This is a genomic window from Streptomyces sp. NPDC102437, from assembly GCF_044765565.1.
Classification (GTDB): Bacteria; Actinomycetota; Actinomycetes; order Streptomycetales; family Streptomycetaceae; genus Streptomyces.
Map to the genome: position 1 here is coordinate 20,083 of NZ_JBIWKI010000037.1, position 23,845 is coordinate 43,927.

Annotated in this window: 21 protein-coding genes and 1 pseudogene; 11 read left to right on the forward strand and 11 right to left on the reverse strand. The window is 72.1% G+C overall.

Annotation, left to right across the window (positions count from 1 at the left end):
- Window positions 1-10: 10 nt before the first annotated feature.
- Together ACIRJP_RS32845 and ACIRJP_RS32850 are read left to right on the forward strand one after the other, a co-directional pair.
- On the forward strand, window positions 11-2,632 hold the full coding sequence (locus ACIRJP_RS32845; RefSeq protein WP_404182120.1) for a DUF6493 family protein: 2,622 nt from the start codon (window positions 11-13) through the stop codon (window positions 2,630-2,632).
- Between the two features lie 135 nt (window positions 2,633-2,767).
- Entirely contained in the window at window positions 2,768-4,213 is a 1,446-nt protein-coding gene (locus ACIRJP_RS32850) for a GNAT family N-acetyltransferase (protein ID WP_404182123.1), read from the forward strand.
- 60 nt (window positions 4,214-4,273) lie between these two features.
- On the opposite strand, the gene ACIRJP_RS32855 is transcribed toward ACIRJP_RS32850, so the two are convergent.
- Window positions 4,274-5,512 (reverse strand): trans-sulfuration enzyme family protein, encoded by a 1,239-nt coding sequence (locus tag ACIRJP_RS32855; protein WP_404182126.1) that lies wholly within the window; start codon window positions 5,510-5,512, stop codon window positions 4,274-4,276.
- Window positions 5,513-5,571: 59 nt separating this feature from the next.
- Here ACIRJP_RS32855 and ACIRJP_RS32860 point away from each other — a divergent pair, with 59 nt between their 5' ends.
- Window positions 5,572-6,066 (forward strand): Lrp/AsnC family transcriptional regulator, encoded by a 495-nt coding sequence (locus ACIRJP_RS32860; RefSeq protein ID WP_404182129.1) that lies wholly within the window; start codon window positions 5,572-5,574, stop codon window positions 6,064-6,066.
- Window positions 6,067-6,114: 48 nt separating this feature from the next.
- Window positions 6,115-7,800 (forward strand): DUF885 domain-containing protein, encoded by a 1,686-nt coding sequence (locus ACIRJP_RS32865; RefSeq protein WP_404182132.1) that lies wholly within the window; start codon window positions 6,115-6,117, stop codon window positions 7,798-7,800.
- Between the two features lie 134 nt (window positions 7,801-7,934).
- Here the strand turns inward: ACIRJP_RS32865 and ACIRJP_RS32870 are convergent, their stop codons facing one another.
- Window positions 7,935-8,423, reverse strand: a complete 489-nt coding sequence (locus ACIRJP_RS32870) for a rhodanese-like domain-containing protein (protein ID WP_404182135.1) — start codon at window positions 8,421-8,423, stop codon at window positions 7,935-7,937.
- A 94-nt stretch (window positions 8,424-8,517) separates the two neighbouring features.
- Between ACIRJP_RS32870 and ACIRJP_RS32875 the strand changes: the two genes are divergently transcribed.
- A complete protein-coding gene (locus ACIRJP_RS32875; protein WP_404182138.1) occupies window positions 8,518-8,964 on the forward strand; it encodes an Lrp/AsnC family transcriptional regulator in 447 nt (148 codons plus the stop codon).
- On the opposite strand, the gene ACIRJP_RS32880 is transcribed toward ACIRJP_RS32875, so the two are convergent.
- From ACIRJP_RS32880 to ACIRJP_RS32890, 3 genes are all read right to left on the reverse strand, one after another.
- The gene (locus ACIRJP_RS32880; protein ID WP_404182141.1) at window positions 8,954-12,118 is read right to left on the reverse strand and encodes an AAA family ATPase; all 3,165 of its coding nucleotides are present in this window, start codon (window positions 12,116-12,118) and stop codon (window positions 8,954-8,956) included. The genes ACIRJP_RS32875 and ACIRJP_RS32880 overlap by 11 nt on opposite strands.
- Entirely contained in the window at window positions 12,115-13,281 is a 1,167-nt protein-coding gene (locus ACIRJP_RS32885) for an exonuclease SbcCD subunit D (protein ID WP_404182144.1), read from the reverse strand. Before ACIRJP_RS32885 ends, ACIRJP_RS32880 begins: the two co-directional genes overlap by 4 nt.
- Before the next feature lie 162 nt (window positions 13,282-13,443).
- The gene (locus ACIRJP_RS32890) at window positions 13,444-14,070 is read right to left on the reverse strand and encodes a YigZ family protein (RefSeq protein ID WP_266735389.1); all 627 of its coding nucleotides are present in this window, start codon (window positions 14,068-14,070) and stop codon (window positions 13,444-13,446) included.
- 58 nt (window positions 14,071-14,128) lie between these two features.
- On the opposite strand from ACIRJP_RS32890, the gene ACIRJP_RS32895 reads away from it, so the two are divergent.
- Together ACIRJP_RS32895 and ACIRJP_RS32900 are read left to right on the forward strand one after the other, a co-directional pair.
- The gene (locus ACIRJP_RS32895; protein WP_404182148.1) at window positions 14,129-14,539 is read left to right on the forward strand and encodes a CoA-binding protein; all 411 of its coding nucleotides are present in this window, start codon (window positions 14,129-14,131) and stop codon (window positions 14,537-14,539) included.
- 123 nt (window positions 14,540-14,662) lie between these two features.
- The gene (locus tag ACIRJP_RS32900) at window positions 14,663-15,469 is read left to right on the forward strand and encodes an aminoglycoside N(3)-acetyltransferase (protein ID WP_404182221.1); all 807 of its coding nucleotides are present in this window, start codon (window positions 14,663-14,665) and stop codon (window positions 15,467-15,469) included.
- A gap of 24 nt (window positions 15,470-15,493) precedes the next feature.
- Here the strand turns inward: ACIRJP_RS32900 and ACIRJP_RS32905 are convergent, their stop codons facing one another.
- Together ACIRJP_RS32905 and ACIRJP_RS32910 are read right to left on the reverse strand one after the other, a co-directional pair.
- Window positions 15,494-16,054, reverse strand: coding sequence for a YbaK/EbsC family protein (locus ACIRJP_RS32905; protein WP_404182151.1), 561 nt, complete (start codon window positions 16,052-16,054; stop codon window positions 15,494-15,496).
- A 43-nt stretch (window positions 16,055-16,097) separates the two neighbouring features.
- Window positions 16,098-16,670 carry a helix-turn-helix domain-containing protein gene (locus ACIRJP_RS32910; RefSeq protein WP_404182154.1) on the reverse strand — a complete coding sequence of 191 codons (573 nt, stop codon included), beginning with the start codon at window positions 16,668-16,670 and terminating at the stop codon, window positions 16,098-16,100.
- Window positions 16,671-16,763: 93 nt separating this feature from the next.
- Between ACIRJP_RS32910 and ACIRJP_RS32915 the strand changes: the two genes are divergently transcribed.
- Window positions 16,764-17,630 (forward strand): EamA family transporter, encoded by an 867-nt coding sequence (locus ACIRJP_RS32915; RefSeq protein WP_404182157.1) that lies wholly within the window; start codon window positions 16,764-16,766, stop codon window positions 17,628-17,630.
- A gap of 6 nt (window positions 17,631-17,636) precedes the next feature.
- Here ACIRJP_RS32915 and ACIRJP_RS32920 read toward each other — a convergent pair whose 3' ends face one another.
- The gene (locus tag ACIRJP_RS32920) at window positions 17,637-18,380 is read right to left on the reverse strand and encodes an acyltransferase (RefSeq protein WP_376318979.1); all 744 of its coding nucleotides are present in this window, start codon (window positions 18,378-18,380) and stop codon (window positions 17,637-17,639) included.
- A gap of 181 nt (window positions 18,381-18,561) precedes the next feature.
- On the opposite strand from ACIRJP_RS32920, the gene ACIRJP_RS32925 reads away from it, so the two are divergent.
- Window positions 18,562-19,092, forward strand: a complete 531-nt coding sequence (locus ACIRJP_RS32925) for a gamma carbonic anhydrase family protein (RefSeq protein ID WP_404182160.1) — start codon at window positions 18,562-18,564, stop codon at window positions 19,090-19,092.
- A 68-nt stretch (window positions 19,093-19,160) separates the two neighbouring features.
- On the opposite strand, the gene ACIRJP_RS32930 is transcribed toward ACIRJP_RS32925, so the two are convergent.
- Window positions 19,161-19,814: a DedA family protein gene (locus tag ACIRJP_RS32930; protein WP_404182163.1), complete on the reverse strand. Its 654-nt coding sequence runs from the start codon at window positions 19,812-19,814 to the stop codon at window positions 19,161-19,163.
- Window positions 19,815-19,972: 158 nt separating this feature from the next.
- Window positions 19,973-20,410, reverse strand: coding sequence for a DUF4442 domain-containing protein (locus tag ACIRJP_RS32935; protein ID WP_404182224.1), 438 nt, complete (start codon window positions 20,408-20,410; stop codon window positions 19,973-19,975).
- A 152-nt stretch (window positions 20,411-20,562) separates the two neighbouring features.
- On the opposite strand from ACIRJP_RS32935, the gene ACIRJP_RS32940 reads away from it, so the two are divergent.
- The gene (locus ACIRJP_RS32940) at window positions 20,563-21,654 is read left to right on the forward strand and encodes a hypothetical protein (protein ID WP_404182166.1); all 1,092 of its coding nucleotides are present in this window, start codon (window positions 20,563-20,565) and stop codon (window positions 21,652-21,654) included.
- A 59-nt stretch (window positions 21,655-21,713) separates the two neighbouring features.
- A pseudogene (locus ACIRJP_RS32945) lies at window positions 21,714-23,017 on the forward strand (MFS transporter).
- On the opposite strand, the gene ACIRJP_RS32950 reads toward ACIRJP_RS32945, so the two are convergent.
- A complete protein-coding gene (locus tag ACIRJP_RS32950) occupies window positions 22,979-23,824 on the reverse strand; it encodes a spermidine synthase (RefSeq protein ID WP_404182169.1) in 846 nt (281 codons plus the stop codon). The pseudogene ACIRJP_RS32945 and the gene ACIRJP_RS32950 sit on opposite strands and share 39 nt — an antisense overlap.
- Window positions 23,825-23,845: the final 21 nt, after the last annotated feature.

A 23,845-nucleotide genomic window follows, 5' to 3' on the forward strand; every position in this document is an offset into this window, starting at 1 on the left:
GGAATTGCGCGTGCACGACGTGCCGGAGGTGTTGGCGGGAATGGACCGGGCGGAACGCAGAGCGGCGCTGACCGAGCTGAAGGCGCTCCGGAAGGAGGTGCGCAGCTGGCACTGGGACAAGCAGGACCGGGTGCGCAGGGCTCTGCTGGTGGCCGGTGCGGGCTGCCACACGGGCGCCGCGGGATGCGCCGCCTGGATCGGCGGACGGGATCTGGCCGGCTGGAACCGCCAGCCCTTCCCGCTGGTCCTCGCGGCCTTGGCGGACCGTGACCCGGAGTGGCTCGGTGACGTCGCGCATCGGCTGGCGGCCCGGACCGCGACCGCGCAGACCATGTACGGGCTGATCTCCGGGCTGGTGAAGAAGGCGCAGTGTCCCGTGCCCACGACGGATGGTTTCGTGCTGGGCTGGGCCGAGGCGATCTCGATGGCGCAGTGGCACCGGCGCAAGAAGCGGCCACTCGTCGAGGTGCTCCGCAGCGATCCGTACGCGCCCGCTCTCCTGCCGCGGATCTTCGAGGTGCCGGAGCTGCCGACGCAGATGCTCTGGCCCGACGGTGCGAACGATCCTTGTCAGTGGGCCACGACGTTGGCCGTGCTCCCGGAGGAGGGCCTGCTGGAGCGGTCGGTACTCGTCGACGGTTGTGTGACCCGGCTGTTGCGTGGCGGAAAGCTCAGCGAACTGCGCTTCTTCCTGGGGCTTCTGCGCAAGCTCGAACTGACCGAGCAGGAGGAGACCGAGCGGCTCGCGGACTGGATCGGGATGGCCGCCGACGGCGCCTCCACCGTGGCGGGCCACGCCCAGGGGGTGCTCACCCGGCTGGACGGACGCGGTGAGCTAACCGTGCGGGCTCTCGCGGACGTCTCGGCATCGGTGCTGTTCCGCACCGAGAAGAAGCTGGTGCGGTCCCAGCTCGTGCTGCTCGGCAAGGTGTTGCGCCGCGATGCGTCGGCGGCCGACGAACTGCTGCCCGTCGTCGCGGGTGCTTTCGAGCACGAGGACATCGACATCCAGGAGCGGGCCCTCAAGCTCGTGGCCTGGTATCTGCCCGCCGCCGGAACCCCGGTACGGGAAGAACTCGCCCTGTCGGCCGCGCTGCTGGGGCCGGCGCACCGCACGATGGTGGCCGAGGTGTTCGGCGGCCCGGCGGCCGGGACGCCCGGCAGGCAGGAGTACGAGGAGCTGCTGCCCCCGGTTCCGGACCCGCAGCTCCTCGATCCCGCACCTGCGACGCTGCCCGAACTGGTCGAGGAGGTGGTGACGCTGATCAGATCGGCGACGCCGGACGTCACCGCCTTCGAGCGGGCCCTGGACGGGCTGGTCCGCCATGCCCACAACAACCGGGCGGCGTTGACGGACGCGTTGCGTGACGCGCTGGCGGGTGAGTGGTGGCTCGAGAACGAACCGCCGTCGCAGACCGAGCGGCAGCTTCGCTCGGACGCGGAGATCAGGCTCGTCGTGGCCACGCTGCTCGGACGGGTGTCGGCACGGGCCGTGCGGGAGGAGCGCGCCTCCTGGACCGGCACCGGGACCTGCGTCCACGCCGCGCTGACCGGGATCCTGAGGGCCCGGCTGTGGGAGGCGGCCGACGCGGTGCTGAGCGGCTCAACTCCGTTCCTGCTGGCCGTCCCCACCTGGCACACCGGCTCGCTCGACCCGGCGGTGCTGGTTGAGCGGCTGCGCACCTGTCAGCGGCTCGGGGTGCGGCCCGGCGAGGCCGACTTCGCCCAGGCCCTGCTGCGGGTGAGGCGCGGAGATCAGCACGGGGCCGCGGAGGCGGCGGCACTGCTCGGCACCCCTGAAGGCGACCGGCTGGCCGCATGGCTGCGGGCCGACGAGCCGCTCGCGCGGGTGCACCGCTTCGATCTGGAGAAGAGGGGCCGGGAGGGGCAGACGGTCGTACGGTCGTCCCGCGCCCTGATGGCCAGCCAGGAACGCCCCTTCATCCAGGAGGCGTTCCCTCGTTCGTTCCACTGGCTGGGCCGGCCGCAGGTTCCGGCGCATCGCCACTGCTACCACTGGGACGACCACCCGAACCAGTGGACCGCCACCCTGCCCGAGGACGCCGAGACACTGGCCGCCTGGCTCCTGCCGAACATCGCGACCGGAGTGATCGAGGAGATACGGGACACCCTCGGGCCGCTCGTACTGCTCACCGAACTCGACGCGCCCGCGGGCGAGGCCGTCCACCTGATGCTGGCGTACGCTCTGGGGGCTCGGCACCCGGAGGACCGGCTGGCGGCGGTGGACGCCCTGCTGATGCTCGCCACCCGGCGACAGCTCGACGCGGTGCTGCTCGGCGAGCAATTGGGGGACCTCCTCGGAAACGGTCTGATCAAGCCCAGCCGCCTCGCGGATTCCGCCCGTACCGCAGCCGCCACCGGCGCGTACCGGACGGTGCTGTCCACGCTGACCGGCGCCCTGCCCGGGCTGCTGGCACAGGAGAAGGCGCCTCGCGGACTGGGCGACCTGCTCTCCGTGGCCGCCGAATGCGTGGAGCACTGCGGTGCGATGGGTGGCGGGGAGCCGATACCAGGGCTCGCCGAAACGGCCGCGCGCGGCGGATCATCGCAGTTGGTACGTCAAGCGGTCCGGCTGAAGACCGCCTGGGAGCAGGTCCCGGATCGGGCGTGACAGCCCAGCGCCGAAGCGGCCGCACCACAGTCCACCAATACGAGGAAAGCGAGCGATAAGGGACTAGATCCACACTTAACCCAGCAGTCACAGAGTGTTCGTGGTCAGGCAACAACACTCGGCCAGAGTGAAGCCATGACTGATGGGACATCCGCGAAGACCGTCCGCCGCTCCCACCACTGGCGACGGGACGTGACCGAGCTCGCCGCCCTGTTCACCGCGGTCGCGGTGGCCGACGCCATCGCGAACCTGATCGGACACCAGCCCGACGGACCGTACCTGCTGATCGCCTCGGCCGTGGCTCTGGCCGTGACGGCCGCGTTCCACACCTGGTGGGCCCGGCGCCACAGCCACGCCCCGCCGCCGACCGGTACCGGCCTCCCCGCCGAGGGGGACGACGGCAGCACGCTCCCGGGCCACGGCACCGGTGTCGCCACGACCGTGCCGGTGGACACGCCCACCGGCACGGGACCGGCGCCGTCCCCCGAGGACACGGCGCTGTGGCGGATGCGGACCACGGTGCGGGACACCCCCGGCAGCCTGGCAGCGCTGTGCGGTGCCCTCGCCCGGCACCGGGTCGACATCCTCACCCTGCAGACGCACCCGCTGGCCCGGGGCACGGTCGACGAGTTCCTGCTGCGGGCACCCGCCCCGCTCCAGGCTCAGAAGCTGAGCCGGGCGATCTCCGCCGCCGGGGGCAGTTCGACCTGGATCGAGCGGGCCGACACACACGATCTGGTCGACGCCCCGACGCGCGTGCTGGGCCTCGCCACCCGCACCGCGCTGGACGCGGCCGAGCTCCCCCTCGCGCTGCGGCAGCTGCTCGGCCGCTGCACCATCCACTCGCTGCCCGCCGTCTCGCTCACCGGCCGGGCGACCGGTGAGACCACCCCCGTCGAAGGAGTGCTGGAGGAGACGGTGATGCGGCTGCGCGACCCGTCCGGGGGTGCCATCACCATCGAACGGCCCTACCTTCCTTTCACGCCGACCGAGTTCGCCCGCGCCCGCGCCCTGGTCGAGCTCGATGCCCGGCTCGGCCCCCGCCTTCCGCGCAGCGAGCATGTGCTCACCCTGCCCGAGGGCAACGAGATCACCGTGCGCCGCGCGGACCGCAGTGACCTCTCGGCAGCGCGTGCGATGCACGACCGCTGCTCCGAGCGAACGCTGCGACTGCGCTACCACGGTCCGGTCCACGACGCGGACCGCTACCTGGACCACCTGCTCAGCCCCCGCTTCGGCCGCACCCTGGCCGTACAGACGGCCTCGGGCCGCCTGGTGGCGCTCGGCCACCTCCTCTGGGACGGCGACGAGACCGAAGTGGCCCTCCTCGTCGAGGACGACTGGCAGCGCCGCGGCATCGGCTCCGAGCTCCTGAGCCGCCTGGTGGCGCTCGCCGTCGAGGCGGGCTGCGACAGCGTCTACGCCGTCACCCAGTCGTCCAACACCGGCATGGTCGCGGCCATGCGCGCGCTGTCGCTGCCGCTGGACTACCAGATCGAGGAGGGCACCCTGGTCATCACCGCCCGGCTGGACGCGACGCCGGTCCGCTCACTGCCCCCGTACGAGCAGGCCGGTCGCTGACTCCGCGGCAGCTCAGGACCCGACCACCGAAGGAGACCCGGGCACAGAGGCCCCGGCCGCTCACGAACCGACCACAGAAGACCCGGGCACGGAGACCCCGACCGCAGAGGACCCGGAAGCGGAGGGCTCACGTCCGGCGTCCTGCGAGCTCAGCGCCTGGCACAGATCGGCCCACAGGTCCTCGACGTCCTCCAGGCCGACCGACATGCGCAGCAGCCGGTCCCCGACGCCGGCGGCCTGCCGGTCCCCCTCATCCACGATGCGATGGCTGATGGAGGCCGGATGCTGGATCAGGGTGTCCACGCTGCCCAGGCTCACCGCGGGCGTGATGAGCTGCACGGCCGAGATCACCCGGTGCGGATCCCCGTACACCTCGAACGAGACCATCGCACCGCCCAGCTTCGGGTAGTGGACCCTGGCGACGCGCGGATCGGCGGTCAGCCTGCGGGACAGTTCAGCGGCGCTCGCGGACGCCGCCCGCACGCGTACCGGGAGCGTGGCCAGGCCGCGCAGCAGCAGATATCCGGCCATCGGATGCAGCACCCCACCGGTTGCGAAACGCACCTGCCGCAGCCGGGCCGCGAACTCCTCGTCGCAGGCGACGACCCCGCCCATCACATCGCCGTGCCCGCCCAGGTACTTGGTGGCGCTGTGCAGCACGATCCGGGCACCGTGCTCGACGGGCCGTTGCAGAACCGGGGTGGCGAAGGTGTTGTCGACGAGCAGCGGCACCGAGCCGCAGGAGTGCGCGATCGCGCGGATGTCGACCTCTTTGAGCGTCGGATTGGCGGGGGTCTCCACCATCACAAGACCGGTGTCCGGGCGGATCGCGTCGGCGATGCCCGCCGGGTCGGTCCAGGTCACCTCCGTGCCCAGCAGCCCGGCGCCGAGCAGGTGATCGCTGCAGCCGTAAAGCGGCCGGACGGCGACCACATGGCGCAGTCCCATGCTCGCGCGGACCAGCAGCACGGCGGTGAGTGCCGCCATTCCGCTGGCGAACGAGACCGCGCTCCCGGTCCCTTCGAGCCGGGCGAGCGCTGTCTCGAACCGGGCGGTCGTCGGGTTGTCCAGCCGTGCGTAGACCGGCGGTCCTTCGAGCCTCGCACCGGTGGCGGCGAACGTGTCGATCCGCTCCGCCTCGCCCCTGGAGTCGTAGGAGGGGTAGGTGGTGGACAGGTCGATCGGCGGGGCGTGCAGTCCGAGGGCCGCGAGGTCGTCGCGGCCGGCGTGCACGGCATCGGTGGCGAGCGCCCTGGACCGGGTTGTCGTCGGGGGCGCCATCGAGTATTCGGTGTCCATGCCACCACTCTGAACAATGCCCGGGACTGGTTGGTGATCCCCCGTGCTACGTTCGGCAGATGGCCGATTCTGTCGCTCTTGACCCGGTGGACCTGCACATTCTGCGACTGCTGCAGAACGATGCCCGGACCACCTACCGCGAGTTGGCCGCCGAGGTCGGGGTCGCGCCCTCGACCTGCCTGGACCGGGTGACCAGGCTGCGCCGCTCCGGCGTGATCCTCGGCCACCAGCTGCGTCTGGACCCGGCTCGGCTCGGCCGGGGCCTGGAGGCGCTGCTCTCCGTACAGGTGCGGCCGCACCGCAGAGAGCTCATCGGGCCGTTCGTCGAACGCATCAGGACGTTGCCGGAGTCCCGTGCGCTCTTCCACCTGACCGGCCCGGACGACTATCTGGTCCATGTCGCGGTCACGGACACGGCCGATCTGCAACGTCTGGTGCTGGACGAATTCACCTCGCGCCGCGAAGTGGCCCGGGTCGAGACCCGGCTGATATTCCAGCAGTGGGAGTGCGGGCCGCTGCTGCCGCCCGCAGAATCGGCGGAGCAGGGGCCCTGAGACCGAATGATGATGACGCGGAGGCCTCCGGCGTACGAGGATGTCCGCATGTCAGACACTTCCAGCAGCGCGCTGCCCCGTCAGGTCGCCGACGCCTACGTCGACGCATTCATCGAACTCGACCCGATCGCCGGCACCTACCTCGGTGTCGCGGAGAGCTCGCGCCGCCTTCCCGACTTCTCCCCCGCGGGTCAGGAGGCTGTTGCCGAGCTGGCCCGCACCACCCTGGCCAAGCTCGATGCCGCCGAACAGCTGCCCGGCGCGGACAGCGACTCCGAGCGCCGCTGCGGGCGGCTGCTGCGCGAGCGCCTCATGGCGGAACTCGCCGTCCACGAAGCCGAAGAGGGGCTGCGCTCGGTCTCCAATCTCCACTCCCCGGCGCACAGCGTCCGCGAGGTGTTCACCGTGACGCCGACCGAGACCGACGAGGACTGGGCGGCGGTCGTGGACCGGCTGCGCGCGGTGCCCGCCGCGTTCGAGGGCTATCGCGAGTCGCTGGCGCTCGGTCTGGAGCGCAAGCTCCACGGCGGCCCGCGCGCCACCGCCACCTTCATCGGCCAGCTCGACGAGTGGGCGGGTGAGGGCGGTTCGGGCTTCTTCCAGGACTTCGTGGCCCCCGGACCCGCCTCGCTCCGTGCCGATCTGGACGACGGTGCCCGGCAGGCCACCAAGTCGGTCGTGGCGCTGCGCGACTGGATGCGCGATGTGTACGCCCCCGCGGTCGAGGGCGCGCCGGACACGGTGGGCCGCGAGCGGTACGCGCGCTGGTCGCGTTACTTCAACGGCACCGACCTGGACCTGGACGAGGCGTACGCGTACGGCTGGTCCGAGTACCACCGGCTGCTCGCCGAGATGAAGACCGAGGCCGAGAAGGTGCTGCCCGGTGCCGGCCCCTGGGAGGCGCTGGCCCATCTCGATGAGCACGGCAAGCACATCGAGGGGGTCGACGAGGTCCAGGCCTGGCTGCAGGCCCTGATGGACGAGGCGATCGAGGCGCTCGACGGAACGCATTTCGAACTCGCCGAACGCGTACGGAAGGTGGAGTCCCGCATCGCCCCGCCCGGCGGCGCCGCCGCCCCGTACTACACGGGGCCCTCCGAGGACTTCTCACGTCCGGGCCGCACCTGGCTGCCCACGATGGGCGAGACCCGCTTCCCGGTGTACGACCTGGTGTCCACCTGGTACCACGAGGGTGTGCCCGGCCACCACCTCCAGATCGCCCAGTGGACGCATGTCGCCGACAGCCTCTCCCGCTACCAGGCGTCGATCGGCGGGGTCAGCGCCAACTGCGAGGGCTGGGCCCTGTACGCGGAGCGCCTCATGGACGAGTTGGGCTTCCTGCCCGACGCGGAGCGCCGCCTCGGCTATCTCGACGCGCAGATGATGCGCGCCTGCCGGGTGATCGTGGACATCGGCATGCACGCGGAGATGGAGATCCCGGCGGACTCCCCGTTCCACCCCGGCGAGCGGTGGACGCCCGACCTGGCCCAGGAGTTCTTCGGCAACCACAGCGGCCGTCCGGCCGACTTCGTGGAGAGCGAGCTGACCCGCTATCTCTCGATGCCGGGACAGGCCATCGGTTACAAGCTGGGCGAGCGCGCCTGGCTGCTGGGCCGGGAGAACGCCCGCAGGACCCACGGTGACGCGTTCGACGCCAAGGCCTGGCACATGGCTGCCCTGTCGCAGGGGCCGCTCGGTCTCGACGATCTCGTCGACGAGCTCTCCAAGCTCTGACGCGGTGGCCCGGCGGCCTGGCCCGGTGCACCCCATGGGCCCGGCCGTCGAGCACCTCCGCGGCCCGGACAGGCCGGAAAGGCCGGAAGGCCGGACATTCCGGACGGGCCGGGGCGCTCAGTCGCCCGCGACGGTCAGCAGCCGCAGTCCTCGGAGTCGACCGGGGCGGTGAGCGGGTCCGCGTCCCGCCGCTCCCGCCCCTCCCAGGTCTCGGACTCGAAGCCCTCACGCACCCAGTACTCGAAGCCGCCGAGCATCTCCTTGACCCGGTAGCCGAGTTCTGCGAGGGCCAGCGCGGCACGCGTCGCTCCATTGCAGCCGGGGCCCCAGCAGTACGTGACCACGGGGACCGCCGGGTCGAGCAGTTGGTGGGCCTGCTCGGCGATGAGCGCGGCCGGCAGGTGCACCGCGCCGGGGATGTGCCCTTGGTTCCAGGATCCGGTGGAGCGCGAGTCCAGGAGCACGAAGCCCGGATCGCCGTCGGCCGCGAGCGCGGCGGCGACATCGGAGACATCCGCGTGGAAGGCGAGCGAGGCGCTGAAGTAGGCGGCGGCTGCCGCCGGGGAGGCGGGCGGGACGCGCAGGACGGGGTGAGCCGCGGTGGCGGTGGGCTGCGAGGTCATGTCCAGAAATCTACGGCCGGTGATCCGCTCCCGGAAGATGAGATCCCCGGCACAATGCTTGCCCTGCCGGGGATTTCCATGTTGTCTCCTGCCCATGACCGACTATTCCCCGGACGCCACCGACTGGCGCATCCTGGACGTCCTGCAACGCGAAGGGCGCGCGTCGTTCGCCGAGCTGGCGCGCGCGGTGGCGATGTCCCCGAGCGCGGTGACCGAGCGGGTGCGCAGACTTGAGGAGGCCGGGGTGATCAGCGGTTACGCCGCCGTGGTCGACCCGGAGCGGCTCGGACTGCCGATTCTCGCCCTCGTACGGCTGCGCTACCCCAACGGCCACTACAAGCCCTTCCACGATCTGCTCGACACGACTCCGGAGATCGTGGAGGCCCACCATGTCACCGGTGACGACTGCTTCGTGCTGAAGGTCACCGCCCGCTCGATGAGTCATCTGGAGGAGGTCGCGGGCAGGATCGGCGCGCTCGGTTCGGTGACCACGAGCGTCGTCTACTCCTCCCCGCTCCCCCGCCGCGCCATCAGCCACTGACCTCGCCGGAGCTGCGGTGCCGGACCGCCGATCCGTGCCGTTCCTTCACCACTTCGAGCTGGGCCGGGATGCGGCGGCGCAGATCGGCGACATGGCTGACGATGCCCACGCTGCGATCCCGCTCGCGCAGCGAGTCGAGTACGTCGAGCACCTCGTCGAGGGTCTGGTCGTCCAGGCTGCCGAAGCCCTCGTCGATGAAGAGCGTGTCCAGCCGAACTCCGCCCGCCTCGTCGGTGACCACATCGGCGAGGCCGAGCGCCAGGGCGAGCGAGGCGAAGAACGTCTCACCGCCCGAGAGCGTCGCCGTGTCGCGTTCGCGTCCGGTCCAGGCGTCGACGACATGCAGTCCCAGACCCGATCTGCGGCCTCCGGTGCGGGCATCGGAGTGGACGAGTGTGTAGCGGCCGGAGGACATGCGCTGGAGCCGTGCGGTGGCGGCGGCTGCGACCTGTTCGAGCCGGGCGGCGAGCACGTACGACTCCAGCCGCATCTTGCGTTCGTTGTCCGCGGAGGTGCCCGCGGTCAGTCCGGCCAGCCGGGCCACCCGGTCGTACTTCTCGCGCAGCGGGCCCAGTCCGCGCACCTCGTCCGCGGTGCGGCGGGAGAGCCGGCCGAGTTCGGCGCAGCGCTCGCGCGCGGCCGCCAGTGCGGCCGAGGCGTCCCGCAGCAGCCGTTCGGCCGTGTCGTACGCGGCCTGCGCCACGTCCACCGCGGCCGGCGGGTGCTCGGCGGCGGCCCGGGTCTCCCTCTCGGCCAGCCGGTCGGCCACCGCCGCCGCCTCGGACTGCCAGGCGTCGACGCGCCGTTGGAGTTCACGCTGCTCGGCATCGGGGAGGAGGGTCTCGGCCGCGGCCTGCGGGGTGTCGAAACCGGCCCGGAACGCGGCGTCCGCGAGCCGGTCGTCGGCCTCCTTGCGGTGCTGCGCGGCGGCCTCCTCCGCGCGTACCGCCTCGGCTGCCGCGGCGAGCAGCGCGACGCGGCGTTCCAGCAGCGCGGCGTGCTCGGCCACGCTGCCCAGATCGCCGCGTGCGGCCGCCAACTCGGCTTCCAGTGCCGCGTGTTCGCGGTCGAGCCCTTCGCGCAGGGAGGTACGGGCCGCGGCCCGGCGTTCGGCGAGCTGCCGGGCGTCGAGGCGTTCGGCCTGCTCCCGCTCGGCGGCCGCGAGGGCCTCGCGCGCGGCGTGCATGCCCGCCGCGGTGCGGTACGCCTCGGCGTGCATGCCGGTCAACCGGTCGACAAGCGCGCCGAGTCCGGCCACGGTGGGCTCGGCGTCAAGCGCGGTGCCGGCCGGGCCTACGGCGACCGGACCGGTCCCGGCGGTCGGTGACGGCCCGGCCGAACGGACGGCGGCGCTCCCGGTCACGCGTGCCGACGCGGCCTGGTCGGCGGCATCCGCCCCGTCCCTCTGCTGGGGCACCGACGGCAGTGCGGCCACGCGGGCGGCGGCGTGCTGCTCCCGTACGACGCCGAGCTCCCGGTCCGCGTGCGTACGTGCCTCGTCGGCCCGGCGGTAGGCGTCGAGCGCCCGCTCCTCGGTGGCCCGGTCGACATGCCCGTCGGCCGCGCGGGCCGGGTTGGGATGGTCGGCCGAGCCGCAGACCTTGCAGTCCTCGCCGTCCACCAGCCCTGCCGCCAGCTCCGCCGCGATGTCCCGCAGCCGGCGTTCGCGCAGCTCCAGCCACGTTTCGTGGGCTCCGGCGGCATGCTCGCGGGCGGTGGCCAGCCGCTCGGCGGCGGCGGACACCCGGGCGGCGAGTGCGTCGCGCCGACGGGCCGCGTCCAGCCGGGCGCGGGCGGGCTCCAGTCGGCCGGCCAGCTGTTCGGCGCGGGTGGCGGCCTCCTGGGCCGCCTCGATGCGGGCGCGCAGTCCGTCGCGGGTGGACTCCCAGCCGGCCAGCCAGGCCTCCGCGTCGCGGATCAGCTCGTCGTCGGCCCTGGCCTGGCGCTCCAGCCCGGCCCGCTCGGTGGCGATCTGCGCGCTGCGCAGCTCGGCCCGCTTCGCGGCTTCGAGCCCGCCGAGCTCCTGCCGGAGCCGTCGCTCCAGCTCCGCGAGCTGTTCGGCCCCGGCGTCGGCCAGGGTGCCGGGCAGTACCGCGCGGGCGCGGTCGCGGGCCTGGCAGGCCATCCGGTAGGCGCGCTCGGCGTCGTCGCGCAGATCCAGTGCCGGTGCGACGAGGTCCGCCTTGCGGGCCCGTGCGAGTCGTTCGTGGTGGCGGTCGCGGTCGGCGCGGCGGTCTTCCAGCACGGCGGCGCGGCGCCGGGTCTCCTCGTACCGTTGCTGCAGTGCGGCGAGTTCGCGTTCGCCGTCGAGGGCCTGTCGGGCGGCCGACTGCCGGTCCTCGGCCGCGGCCAGGGCGCAGGCGGCGATGTCGAGCCGTTCGCGGGCGCTGCTGCGGGCCGCCGCCGCCCATTCCAGTACGCCTTCGGCGAGCCCGGGTTCGCCGGGCTGGATGTCAGGCAGCGGCGCTTCGCGTCCGGCGGGTCCGGCGGCCTGGGCGAGCCGCTGGGCGACCGCGAGGACACGTTCGTCCCCGGCTCTGACACTGGTCTCTGCGGTGCGGCGCAGTTCGGCGAGGCGGTCCTCGACGGCGGCGAACCGGCGGGTGTCGAAGAGCCTGCCGAGGAGTTTGCCGCGTGCCTCGGCATCGGCGCGCAGGAAGCGCGCGAAGTCGCCTTGCGGCAGGAGCACCACTTGGCAGAACTGCTCGCGGCTCATCCCGATGAGCTGGGTGATCTCCTCGCCGATCTCCTGGTGCGAGCGGCTGAGCGGCCGCCAGCCGTCGTCGGGGCCGTATTCCCGCAGCCGGCTCTGGGCCTTCTCCGTGGTGAAGCCGCTGCCCTTCTTCTTGGGGCGGGGCTGTGCGGGGCTCCGGGTGATCTCCAGGCGGCGGCCGCCGACGCTCAGTTCCAGTGCGACCTCGGTGGCGAGATCCGCCGGGGCGTGGTCGCTGCGCAGGGAGGTGCCGGGGGTCTGGCGGGCGCCTGGCACCGCGCCGTAGAGGGCGTAGCAGACCGCGTCGAGCACGGAGGTCTTCCCGGCGCCGGTCGGCCCGTGCAGCAGGAAGAGACCGGCCGACGAGAGGGCGTCGAAGTCGATGGACTGGGTGGTGCCGAACGGGCCGAAGGCGGTGAGGTCGAGCCGGTGGAGTCTCAACGGTTCACCTCGCGCACGCCGTCGTCCACCCGGACGTGGTCGAAGGCGCCGCGCAGCACCGTTCGTTCCTGTTCGTCGGCCGCGGAGCCGCCCCGCACGTGTGCCACGAAGTCCTCGGCGATCTGCTGGTCGTCGCGCCCCTTGAGGCGCTGGGCGTACGAGGCGAGCGGGTCCTCGGGGGCCCGGTCGGGTTCGAACACGAGGCTGAGGGTGTGCGGGAACCGCTCGACGAGCCGGGCCATCGGCTCGGCCGGGCGCGCCGGGTCGGTGAGGGTGGCCTCGACCCAGGACTCCCGGTGCTTCTCCAGCGCGGGTTCGTCGATGAGGTCGTCGAGGCGGCCGCGGAGCCGGGCGAGGGGGCGGGGCACCGGGCAGTCGAGGCGTTCGGCGGTGATCGTGCCCGAGGCTCCGAGGTCGGTCAGCCACATGGTCTTGCGGTGGGTGGCCTCGGAGAAGGAGTACGCGAGCGGTGAGCCCGAGTAGCGGACGCGTTCGGTGACGGTCTGGCAGCCGTGCAGATGGCCGAGCGCCACGTAGTCGACGCCGTCGAAGACTCCGGCGGGCACGGCGGCCACCCCGCCGACGGTGATGTCGCGCTCGCTGTCGCTGGGCTCTCCACCCGCGACGAAGGCGTGGGCGAGGACGACGGAGCGGGTGCCGTCCGTGCGCTTGGCCAGATCTGCGCGTACCCGTTCCATGGCCGCGGTCAGCACCGATTCGTGCCCGGCGCGCTCCGCCTTGAGGACGTCCTTCACCAAGGCCGGTTCCAGGTAGGGCAGTCCGTAGAACGCCACGTCGCCGTGCGCGTCCGGCAGGACGACGGGGGTGGCGCAGCCTGCCGGGTCGGTCCGCAGGTGGATCCCGGCCCGTCCGATCAGTCCCGCGCCCACGCCCAGCCTGCGTGCCGAGTCGTGGTTGCCGGAGATCATCATGGTGGGCACGCCGACGGCGGCGAGCCGGTGCAACGCGTCGTCGAAGAGCTCGACGGCCGCCAGTGGCGGTACGGCCCTGTCGTACACATCACCTGCGACGAGGACCACGTCCACCTCGTGCTCGCGCACCGTCGCCACCAGGTGGTCCAGGTAGGCGGCCTGGGCTTCGAGCAGGGAGACCCGGTGGAACGAGCGCCCCAGGTGCCAGTCGGACGTGTGCAGAATTCTCAAGAGCCGGCTCCGACCTGCATCGTTCTCTTCCTCCGCCCCCGGGGCCGCTGAGTCCCTCTCGTCCCGCCCACCCCAGTCTCGCATCACCGCCGGCCCCGTCCGGGCCGTCGCCCCGCAAGCCGGGTCCGGGCGGGGAATGTCCTGTGAGGGCGCGGGATCCGGTCAGTCGTCCCCGTACGCCTCGCCGCCGAGCTCCAGCCCGGCCTCGCCCGCCGTCACGTCGGCCAGCCAGCCGCGGAAGGACTCGACGTCGGCGTCCGGCAGCCCGATCTCGATGATGACGGCCTCCGCGTATCTGACCTCGCGCACGGTGCGGCCGGTGGCACGGAGATCGTTCTCCAGCTTGCCCGCCCGTTGGTGGCCGATCGTGATCGTAGCGAGGCGGAACCGCCGGCGGGTGATGGTGCCGAGCTCGTCGAGGGCTTCGCCGACCACTCCCCCGTAGGCCCTGATCAGTCCCCCGGCGCCGAGCTTGACACCGCCGTAGTAGCGGGTGACGACGGCGACGACGTAGCGCATCTCACGGCGTGTCAGCATCTGGAGCATCGGTACACCCGCGGTGCCTCCGGGCTCCCCGTCGTCGCTCGCCTTCTGCACGGAGGCGTCGGCGCCGATCACATAGGCGAAGCAGTTGTGGGTCGCGGTCGGGTGTTCCTTGCGGATGCGTGCGACGAAGTCCTGCGCCTCCTGCTCGGTGGCGGCGGGCGCGAGTGCGCAGATGAAGCGCGACCGGTTGATCTCGGTCTCGTGCACGCCCGCTCGGGCGACTGTCCGGTACTGCTCCTGCATACGGCCACCCTATGCCCCGTACGGGAATGGTCCGGGGCGGCCGTCCGTTGTGCGGATCATGTACGCAGACGAAGAGACGATCCGCAGGATTCTCGTGAACGGCGGCGACACCTGGGCCGTGGTGGGCCTGTCCGGCAACCGGTCGCGTGCGGCCTACCGCGTCGCCGAGGTGCTCCAGCGCTTCGGCAAGCGGGTGGTCCCGGTGCATCCGAAGGCCGAGCGGGTGCACGGCGAGGACGGCTACGCCTCGCTGGCCGACATCCCGTTCCCGGTCGATGTGGTGGACGTCTTCGTCAACAGTGAGCTGGCGGGCCCGGTGGCCGACCAGGCGGTCGCGGCGGGCGCGAGGGCCGTCTGGTTCCAGCTCGGCGTGGTCGACCCGGAGGCGTACGCCCGCACGCGTGCGGCAGGGCTCGACATGGTCATGGACCGTTGCCCCGCCATCGAGATCCCAGCTCTGGGCCGCTGAACCGCAACTGCGTTCCTCGCGCGCACGTGCCCCTCGCATGCATGTTTCGCGCCCGGCGTCCGGCTGAGAGAATGGCCCGCTGTGACCACTACCACCGCACCGTCCCGCACCCCCAGCCGAAACATGCTGGCCGGACAGCTCGCCGAGTTGGGGGTGGAGCGCGAGGGCGTGCTGCTGGTGCACGCGTCGATGCGCGCGGTGGGCCCGGTGAGTGGTGGGGTCGGTGCGATGGTGGGTGCGTTGCGAGACGCCCTCGGGCAGGGCACGCTCGTCGTCCCCACTTTCACGCCGGAGAACTCCGACACCTCTTCGCACTACCTCGACCGGGTGCGCGGGCTCGACGACCGGGCACGGGAGGCCGTGCGGGCGAGCATGCCGCCCTTCGATCGGGCGACGTCAACCGCACCGTCGATGGGCAGGCTGTCGGAGGCCGTACGGCTCGGCGAAGGGGCGGTGCGCAGCGGCCACCCGCAGACGTCCTTCGCCGCGCTCGGCCCACTGGCCCGGAAGCTGATGGCGGATCACAGCCCCGACTGTCACCTCGGTGAGGATTCGCCACTGGCCCGGCTCTACGATCTGCGGGCCCAGGTGCTCATGCTGGGCACCGGTTTCGACACCTGCTCCGCGTTCCACCTCGGCGAGTACCGGGTGCCCGCCCCGCCCCGCCGGAACTACCGCTGCGTGGTGACCGCCGGGGGCAGTCGCCAGTGGTGGGAGTACGAGGACATCGTGCTGGACGACAGCGACTTCGCGGAACTGGGCGCGGACTTCGCCCGCGCGGGCACGGGTGCGCAGATCCGCACGGGCCGGGTGGGGTCGTCGGCGAGCCGGCTCTACCGCATCGTCGACGCCGTCGACTTCGCCGCCGGCTGGCTGCCGGCCCACCGTGCCGGTGCGGCGGCACGGGCCCTCTGCCACTCGTCCGGCTGAGGGCGCGGCCCCCCAGAAGGGGCTTCAGCTCCTGATGCCGAGTCCCTCGACGATCAGCGCGCCCGGCAGCGCCGCCAGTGCCTTGCCCGGGACGATCAGCTTGCCCCGGCGGCTGCCGCTGCCGATCAGCACCCACTCCTCGTCGACGACCGCGGGATCGATCAGCAGCGGCCACGCGGCGGGCAGGCCGATGGGTGTGATGCCGCCGTACTCCATGCCGGTCTCGCCGACCGCCGTGTCCATCGGGGCGAAGGACACCTTGCGGGCGCCCAGTTGCTTGCGGACCACGCCGTTCACATCGACACGGGTGCTGGACAGGACGAGGCAGGCCGCGAGTGTCGCCTCACCACCGCGCTTGCCAGCCACCACCACGCAATTGGCCGACCGGTCGAGCAGTTCCGCGCCGTGGTGCTCGACGAAGACTGCCGTGTCGGCGATGGCCGGGTCCGAGTCGACATGGATGATCTGCTCGGCGGGGAACCCTCCCCAGCCCGCGGTCACGGCCGCGGCGACGGGGGCGGGGAGCAGATCGAGCCGGTCGGCCGCCGGACCGGCGTTCTCGAAGGAGCCGATGGGAGCGCGCATGTGCGCCACGCTAACAACGATCCCGGGCCTTCGGTCGGCCGTCTCACCGTACGGGCGGAATGGAGACGGCCATGGTCACTTCGGCCGGCTCGGAGCCGTCGTTGCGGTAGGAGTGCGGGTGGTGCGCCTCGAACGAGGCGGAGGCGCCGGCCGGTACGGCGTACGAGGTGCCGGCGACGACCAGCGTGAGTTCGCCCGCGGTGACGTGGAGCAGTTCGACGGTGCCCTCGGGGTGCGGGTCGGAGGCGCTGCTGTCGCCGGGCATCAGCCGCCAGGACCAGAGTTCGAGCGGCCCCCTGGCTTCCGTACCGACGAGCAGGGTGGTGGAACTGCCCGCGTCGCTGGACCACATGCGTACCGCCTGGCTCTCGGGCACCAGGCGGACCGGTGAGCCCTGCTCGTAGTCGAGCAGGGTGGTGATGCTGACCCCCAGCGCGTCGGCGAGCTTGACCGTGGTGCCGACGCTCGGGTTGGTGCGGGCCTGTTCGATCTGGATGATCATGCCTCGGCTGACCCCGGCACGGGCGGCCAGAGCGTCCAGGGTGAAGCCGCGTTCCCCCCTCCAGCGCTTGAGATTGCGCGCGAGCGACTGAGTGAGCTGATCGAGGTCAGACACATTCCGTCCAATATTTTGGATGACAGGGTCGAAAATACTGCACTACGGTGTGGTGCACTCCACCGTTCACCGCACTGTACTGCGAGGCCTGCAATGACAGCGCTGTTCGCGCTGGCCACCAGCCTGCTCTGGGGGCTGGCCGACTTCGGCGGCGGGCTGCTCACCCGGCGCGTCCCCGCGCTCACCGTGGTCGTCGTCTCCCAGGCCGTCGCGGCCATGGTGCTGGGCGTCGTCGTGGTCGCGACCGGCGGCTGGAGCGAGGCGGGCCCGCAGCTGTGGTTCGCCGTCGCGGCGGGTGTCGTCGGGCCGGTCGCGATGCTGAGCTTTTACCAGGCCCTGGCGCTCGGCCCGATGGGGGTCGTCTCCCCGCTCGGATCGCTGGGTGTCGCCGTGCCGGTGAGTGTCGGGCTCCTGGTCGGGGAGCGGCCGGGGCTGCCTCAGTTCGCGGGGGTCGGCATCGCGGTGGTGGGCGTCGCGCTGGCGGGCGGCCCGCAGCTGCGCGGGGCTCCGGTGCAGCGCCGGGCGGTGCTGCTGACCCTGCTGGCCGCGTTCGGTTTCGGGGCGGTGATGTCGCTGATCGCGGAGGCGTCCTCGACGGTGACCGGGCTGTTCCTGGCGCTCTTCGTCCAGCGCCTCACCAATGTCGCGGTGGGCGGTGCGGCGCTGTACGCGTCGGTGCGCCGGGGCGCACGGGCGCTGCCCGAGGAGGGCGGGGCCGCCGCGGTGCTCGCCGCACTGCCGGCCCTGGCGCTCATCGGGCTGTCGGACGTCGCGGCCAACGGCACATACTCGGTCGCCGCGCAGCACGGGCCGGTCACGGTGGCCGCCGTGCTCGCCTCGCTCTATCCGGTGGTCACCGCCCTGGCGGCGCGGGGTGTGCTGAAGGAGCGGCTGCGCGGGGTGCAGGCCGCCGGGGCCGGCCTCGCCCTGGTGGGCACGGTGCTGCTCGCGACCGGATGAGGCCCGTCAGTCGGAGGTTTCGCCTGGTTCCGCCAGGGCCAGCAGCTGCTCGGGCGTGACGCCTGTCGGGATCGGCACCGGCGCGGGGGTGCGCAGTGGCGGCTGCCAGCCCTTCTCGGGATCCCAGCTGCGTACGACACGGGCGGGGGCGCCGGCCACCACCGCGTGGTCGGGCACCTCGCCCCGTACCACCGCACCCGCGGCGACCACCACATTGCGCCCGAGCGTGGCCCCCGGGAGGATCACCGCTCCGGTGCCGATCCAGCAGCCCGGCCCTATGGCGACCGGCTCCATGCGGGGCCACTGCCGGCCGACCGGCTCGTGCGGATCGTCGTAGCTGTGGTTCGTCGACGTGATGTAGACGTACGGCCCGCAGTACGTGTCCGGGCCGATGGTCACCGTGGTGTCGGCGACCACATGACTGCCCCGGCCGAGCACCACCCCGTCGCCCAGGGTCAGGATCGGGTCGGGACCGAGATCGAGGTCGGGCATGAGCCCGGCCGTCAGGGTGACCTGTTCGCCGATCACGCAGTGCGAGCCGAGCTCGATCCACGGCTCGCCGAAGACAGTGCCCTGCGGGAAGGCCAGCCGAGTGCCCTCGCCGATCCGGCGGAAGCGCAGCGCACCCGGCCGGTCCGCGGTGACCGCGCCCGTCTCCTGCACCCATCGCCAGCCGCGGTGGACGGCCCGGGACAAGGCGCGTCGCCGCCAGGCGGCAAGGGAAGAGAACGTGTTCCTGTTCTTCGGCACTCGCTCACGGTAGTCGGCGGTGCCCGAGTCGATCACCGCGTCGACCTGTGATGTTCACCCCACTCGGTCGCTCTCGCCCGGCCGTCGCCTACCGTTCCTCCAGGCGCGATCGAACAGCCGTGGCCGGCTGCCGGGACGGACAGCCTCGGCCACGCGACACCTGAGCACGGAGGAACGGGCGATGGCACAAGAGGCGTTGATCACGGGAATGGGCGGCGAGGAGCCGGACATCGACGTGGATGCCTTCACGGCACCGACGTCGGTCGTCATCGGTGAGGTCACGATGGCCGCGGGCTCCAGCGTCTGGTATCACGCCGTACTGCGCGCCGACTGCGGACCGATCGCCATCGGTGCCGACAGCAACATCCAGGACAACTGCAGCGTCCACGGCGACCCCGGTTTCCCGGTCACGGTCGGCGAGCGCGTCTCGGTCGGGCACAACGCCGTGCTCCACGGCTGCACCATCGAGGACGATGTCCTGGTCGGCATGGGCGCCACCGTGCTCAACGGCGCGCACATCGGCGCGGGTTCGCTGATCGCGGCACAGGCCCTGGTCCCGCAGGGAATGCGGGTGCCACCGGGTTCGCTGGTCGCCGGGGTCCCCGCCAAGGTGAAGCGGCCGCTGGCCGAGGAGGAACTCGAGGGCATCAGGTTCAACGCGGTCGGCTACGTGGAGCTGGCCAAGGCGCACCGCCAGGCCCACGAGGACTGAGCCCGGCGGGCGGTACGCGACGGGCGGTGCGGGGATCGCACCGCCCGGTCCGCGGCGTCCCCGCACGGTCAGTCAGTGGCCACGGCCGTCGCGGACTCGGGCGCCGGGGCGGCCGACGCAGCCGCCTTCTTGGCCCGGTTCTTCACGATCAGCGTCGAGGCGATGCCGACCAGCACCGCGACCCCGAGGCCGAGGTAGGAGAACCGCTTGAGCCAGGCCTCGGCGACGACTCCCACCGAGTAGATGACGGCCGTCGTGCCGCCCGCCCAGACGATGCCACCGAGCACATTGGCGATCAGGAACTTCCAGTACGGCATGTGCAGTACGCCCGCCAGCGGACCGGCGAAGATCCTCAGCAGCGCCACGAAGCGGCCGAAGAACACCGCCCACATGCCCCACTTCTCGAACGACCGCTCCGCCATCGCGATCTGGCTCTCGCCGAAGTGCTTGGGGAACTTCCCGCCCAGCTTGGCCAGCAACGGGCGCCCGCCCCTGCGGCCGATGGCGTATCCGATCGAGTCACCGATGATCGCACCGGCCGAGGCGCAGGCTCCGACCATCCACGGGTCGATTCCGTCGTGCCCGGCGGCCAGGAGCGCCGCACTGATCAGGACGATCTCGCCCGGCAGCGGGATGCCCAGGCTCTCCAGCCCGATGACCGCGGCCACCAGGGCGTAGACGCTGACCGCGGGGATGGTCTCCAGCCAATCCTGGATGTGCAACGCCGGTTCCTCCCGTAACTGATGCCTGTTGCCCGCCGGGCAACTCCTCGGCGCACGGCGGGAAGCCTACCTGTCCCGTCAGTTGCCCGGACAGCTCGAAAAGCCGCCACACACCCTCCCCCGGGGCGCGTGGCGGCTCTTCCTGAAGCCGGCCGGAATCAGGCGTTGGGGCGCAGCGTCCAGACGACCGTCATCTCACCCGTCACCGCGCCGTCCGCGCGCCGGATCTCGATGGCCACGGGGAACTCCGGCCGCTTGCCCTCGTCGAGTTCGGCGATGACGTCGGTCACCGGGCGGCCGAGGGTCGCCGTCGCGGTGACGACTCCCTTGGCCAGCTTCTTGTAGCCGATCTCCGCCTTCACGGCGAGCGGCACGGCGCGCGACATCTGGTCGCCGAAGGCGGCGATGACGATCGCCCCGCTCGCCGATTCCGCCAGCGTGAACATCGCTCCGGCGTGCGGTCCGCCGATGTGGTTGTGGTAATCCGCCTGGTCCGGCAGGCGGACCACCGCGCGCTCGGCGGTCGTCTCCAGGAATTCGAGGTTGAGGGTCCGGGCCATCGGAACCGTTGCGACGAGCATCTCGCCGACGGTCATCTGTTCAGCACTCATGACCCGATGTTACTAACGAGTAGATCTTTTTGGCCATCCCCGGGAGCCTCCGGTGGACCTCCCCGTCGCTTCCTTCACCGTCCGCACACGGGGGCGGGCGTAGCAGACCGGCCACCGCCCCTCTATCGTTACTCGCCATGTGGCCAGGACAGCAGCCGCCCGGGGGCGAGCAAAACCCGCAGGACCAGAATCAGAACCCGTACCAGCAGCCGGGGTACCAGCAGCCGAATCCCTATCAGCAGCCGGGATATCAGCAGCAGGGACAGCCGGGGCAGCAGCCGGGACAGCCGGGGCAGCAGCCGGGATATCCGCAGCAGGGCCAGCAGCCCGGCTACGCGCAGCCGAACCCGTACCAGCAGCCGACCGTGCCGCAGTACGCGGTGCCCGGTCCGCCCGGTGCTCCGCAGCCCGGCGACAACAACAAGAAGAAGACCACCGCCATCGCGATCGTCGCGGCCACCGCCGTGGTCGTGGCCGCCGTGGTGACCGGTGTCGTCGTGATGAACAAGGACGACAAGGGCAAGGACGTCGCCGACGACAAGCAGTCCTCGGCGCCCGCCAAGCCGTCCGGTTCCGCCTCCGCCTCCGGCGAGGCGAATCCGCGCGGCGAGGACGGGGACCCCAAGCCCCTCATCCCCGGGTGGAAGGTCGTCACCAACCCCAAGTGGGGCACGCAGTTCGACGTGCCCGGCGACTGGGAGGTGGGGAAGCCCGGCGTGTTCTCGTACTTCGAGGACGAGAAGAAGGGTGACGGCTCGCCCCTCATCGGCTTCTCCGCGCCGTCGTTCTACCAGAAGCAGTGGTGCGTGGACGACACCGACAAGGACGGCGTCGACGAGGACATGAGCCTTGCGAGCGCCGGCACCAGGGGCGCCCAGGGCGCCACCGACGCCGCCAAGAACGCCCGCAGCGAGGCCGGCACCTGGGCGTGGGCCGCCTACGCGCAGCACATGCCGCAGAGCACCATCAAGTTCACCGAGGCCAAGCAGTACACCACCAAGTCGGGTCTCACCGGCCAGGTCGTCACCGCCACCGCCCCGAACGTCACGAAGCGGAAGAAGTGCGACAGCGACGGCAAGGCCATCGCCTTCACCTTCAAGAACAAGAAGGGTGAGTTCGCGTCCTGGGTCCTGTACGGAGCCGACTCCGTCAAGGACGAACTCCCCGACACGACGATCGAGAAGATCCTGAGCACCGTGCGGCTGGTGGACGTCACCCCCGCCCCCTGACCCCGTTCCCTCCCCCGGGAAAGCAGTTGGCACGGCGGGGGCGCGGCAGCGATAGTCCCCTGGTGACTGTCACCGCCACCGCACGCCGTCCGCCGCACCCCGGCCGCAACTACCGTCTGCTGACCGCCGCCGCGATCATCACGGGCCTGGGTACCCATGGCGCGCTGATCGCGGCGGCGTTCGCCGTTCTGAAAGCGGGCGGTGACGGCGGCGACGTCGGTCTGGTGGCCGCCGCCAGGACCGCGCCCCTGGTGCTCTTCCTGCTGATCGGCGGGGCGATCGCGGACCGGCTGCCGCGCCACCGGGTGATGGTCGCGGCCAACACCCTCAACTGCCTCTCGCAGGCCGCGTTCGCCTGGCTGGTCCTGGCCGGTGAGCCGAAGCTGTGGCAGATGATGCTGCTCACCGCGTTGTGCGGTACCGGGCAGGCGTTCTTCAACCCGGCGGCCGAGGGCATGCTGATGTCCAGCGTCAGCCGTGATCAGGCGAGCCGTGCCTTCGCGCTGTTCCGGATGGCCACGCAGGGCGCGACGATCGGCGGCGCGGCACTCGGCGGCGCCATGATCGCGGCGATGGATCCCGGCTGGGTGCTGGCCGTCGACGCCGCGGCCTTCGCGGTGGCGGGTGCGCTGCGCGCGTTCCTGGACGTCGGTCACATTCCCCCGCGCACGCCGGGCGGCGGCCTGCTCGCCGACATGCGGGACGGCTGGCAGGAGTTCATCGGCCGCCCCTGGCTGTGGAGCATCGTGGCCCAGTTCTCGGTGGTGGTCGCCGCTGTGGGTGCGGCCGAGTCCGTGTACGGACCGCTGGTCGCCCGGGACGAGCTCGGTGGCGCCCGCCCCTGGGGCTTCGCGCTCGCCGCGTTCGGGGCCGGCACCTTGGGCGGGGCGCTGCTGATGACGCGCTGGAAGCCCAGGCGGCTGCTGCTGGCCGGAACGCTCTGCGTCTTCCCGCTGGCGCTGCCGTCGGCGGGCCTCGCGGTGCCGTTGCCGGTGGGCGCGCTCTGCGCGGTGATGTTCGCAGCGGCGTCGCCATCGAGGTGTTCGGGGTCTCGTGGATGACGGCCATGCACCAGGAGATCCCGGAGGAGAAGCTCTCGCGCGTCTCGGCGTACGACTGGTTCGGCTCGGTGGCGATGATGCCGGTCGCCACCGCGCTCGCCGGTCCGGTGGAGTCGCTGGTCGGGCGGAGCGAAGCCCTGTGGGGGTGCGCGGCGCTGATCATTCTGGTCACCGGGGCCGTGCTGTTCGTTCCGGAGGTACGCCGGCTGACCCGGGCACCCGAGATCACCGAGGTAGCGGCGGGGAAGGACCGGGCGCCGGTCTCAGCCGATGCTGAAGGCTCCGTCGGGCGGCTCGGGTGAGGCGACCGCCTCATCGTCGCCGACCGGCCGGGCGCCACCGACCAGCCGGTCCAGCGCGGCACCGTACTCGACCCGGGCGGGGAAGGCGTCGCCGGCGCAGCGACGGGTCAGCGCAGCGGTGTCGATGGGGCTCGGCGAGGCGACCAGGATGACGTTGCCGAAGCGCCGGCCGCGCAGCACCGCGGGTTCGGCGATGAGCGCGAGCTCCTCGAAGACCGCTGCGAAGGTGGCGAGTTGGGAGCGGAGGAAGCCGAAAGGTGCGCCGTCCGCGAGGTTCGCCGCGTAGATTCCGCTGTTCCGCAGCGTACGGCGGGCAGCCCGTGCGTACTCGACGGAGGTGAGGTGGGCGGGTACCCGAGAGCCGCCGAAGACATCCGCGATCAGGATGTCGAGGGAGGCGGGCGCGGTCCGCTCCAGCAGGCCCCGGGCGTCCGTGCCGTGCACGGTGATCCCGCTGTGGCCGGGAAGCGGAAGCTGCTCGGCGACCAGTTCGAGCAGCCCGAGATCGGCCTCGGCGACGTCCTGGCGGGAGCCGGGTCTGGTCGCGGCGGTGTAACGGGGCAGGGTGAGCGCACCGCCGCCGAGGTGGAGTACGTCCAGCGGTGCGCCCGGCCCGGCCGCGCAGTCGACGACATGGGCGAGCCGTCGGGCGTACTCGAACTCGAGGTGCTCCGGCGCGTCGAGGTCGACGTAGGACTGGGGCGCGCCGTCGACCGTGAGCAGCCAGGCCCGGTGCCGGTCCACGTCGGGGAGGAGTCTGGCGGTGCCCTGGTCCACGTCCCGGATGACGGGTATCGAGTCGTTCACTCCCCCATTGTGGGGTGCCGG

Coding starts and splice junctions, on each gene's coding strand:
- ACIRJP_RS32870 (WP_404182135.1), bottom strand. CDS start 8,423: ATGACCTCGCAGCCCACCGCCACCGCGGCTCACCCCGTCCTGCGCGTC.
- ACIRJP_RS32935 (WP_404182224.1), bottom strand. CDS start 20,410: ATGACCGTCGGCGAGATGCTCGTCGCAACGGTTCCGATGGCCCGGACC.
- ACIRJP_RS32875 (WP_404182138.1), top strand. CDS start 8,518: ATGACCGACTATTCCCCGGACGCCACCGACTGGCGCATCCTGGACGTC.
- ACIRJP_RS32865 (WP_404182132.1), top strand. CDS start 6,115: ATGTCAGACACTTCCAGCAGCGCGCTGCCCCGTCAGGTCGCCGACGCC.
- ACIRJP_RS32895 (WP_404182148.1), top strand. CDS start 14,129: ATGTACGCAGACGAAGAGACGATCCGCAGGATTCTCGTGAACGGCGGC.
- ACIRJP_RS32925 (WP_404182160.1), top strand. CDS start 18,562: ATGGCACAAGAGGCGTTGATCACGGGAATGGGCGGCGAGGAGCCGGAC.
- ACIRJP_RS32915 (WP_404182157.1), top strand. CDS start 16,764: ATGACAGCGCTGTTCGCGCTGGCCACCAGCCTGCTCTGGGGGCTGGCC.
- ACIRJP_RS32855 (WP_404182126.1), bottom strand. CDS start 5,512: ATGGACACCGAATACTCGATGGCGCCCCCGACGACAACCCGGTCCAGG.
- ACIRJP_RS32860 (WP_404182129.1), top strand. CDS start 5,572: ATGGCCGATTCTGTCGCTCTTGACCCGGTGGACCTGCACATTCTGCGA.
- ACIRJP_RS32850 (WP_404182123.1), top strand. CDS start 2,768: ATGACTGATGGGACATCCGCGAAGACCGTCCGCCGCTCCCACCACTGG.
- ACIRJP_RS32890 (WP_266735389.1), bottom strand. CDS start 14,070: ATGCAGGAGCAGTACCGGACAGTCGCCCGAGCGGGCGTGCACGAGACC.
- ACIRJP_RS32905 (WP_404182151.1), bottom strand. CDS start 16,054: ATGCGCGCTCCCATCGGCTCCTTCGAGAACGCCGGTCCGGCGGCCGAC.
- ACIRJP_RS32940 (WP_404182166.1), top strand. CDS start 20,563: ATGTGGCCAGGACAGCAGCCGCCCGGGGGCGAGCAAAACCCGCAGGAC.
- ACIRJP_RS32900 (WP_404182221.1), top strand. CDS start 14,663: ATGCTGGCCGGACAGCTCGCCGAGTTGGGGGTGGAGCGCGAGGGCGTG.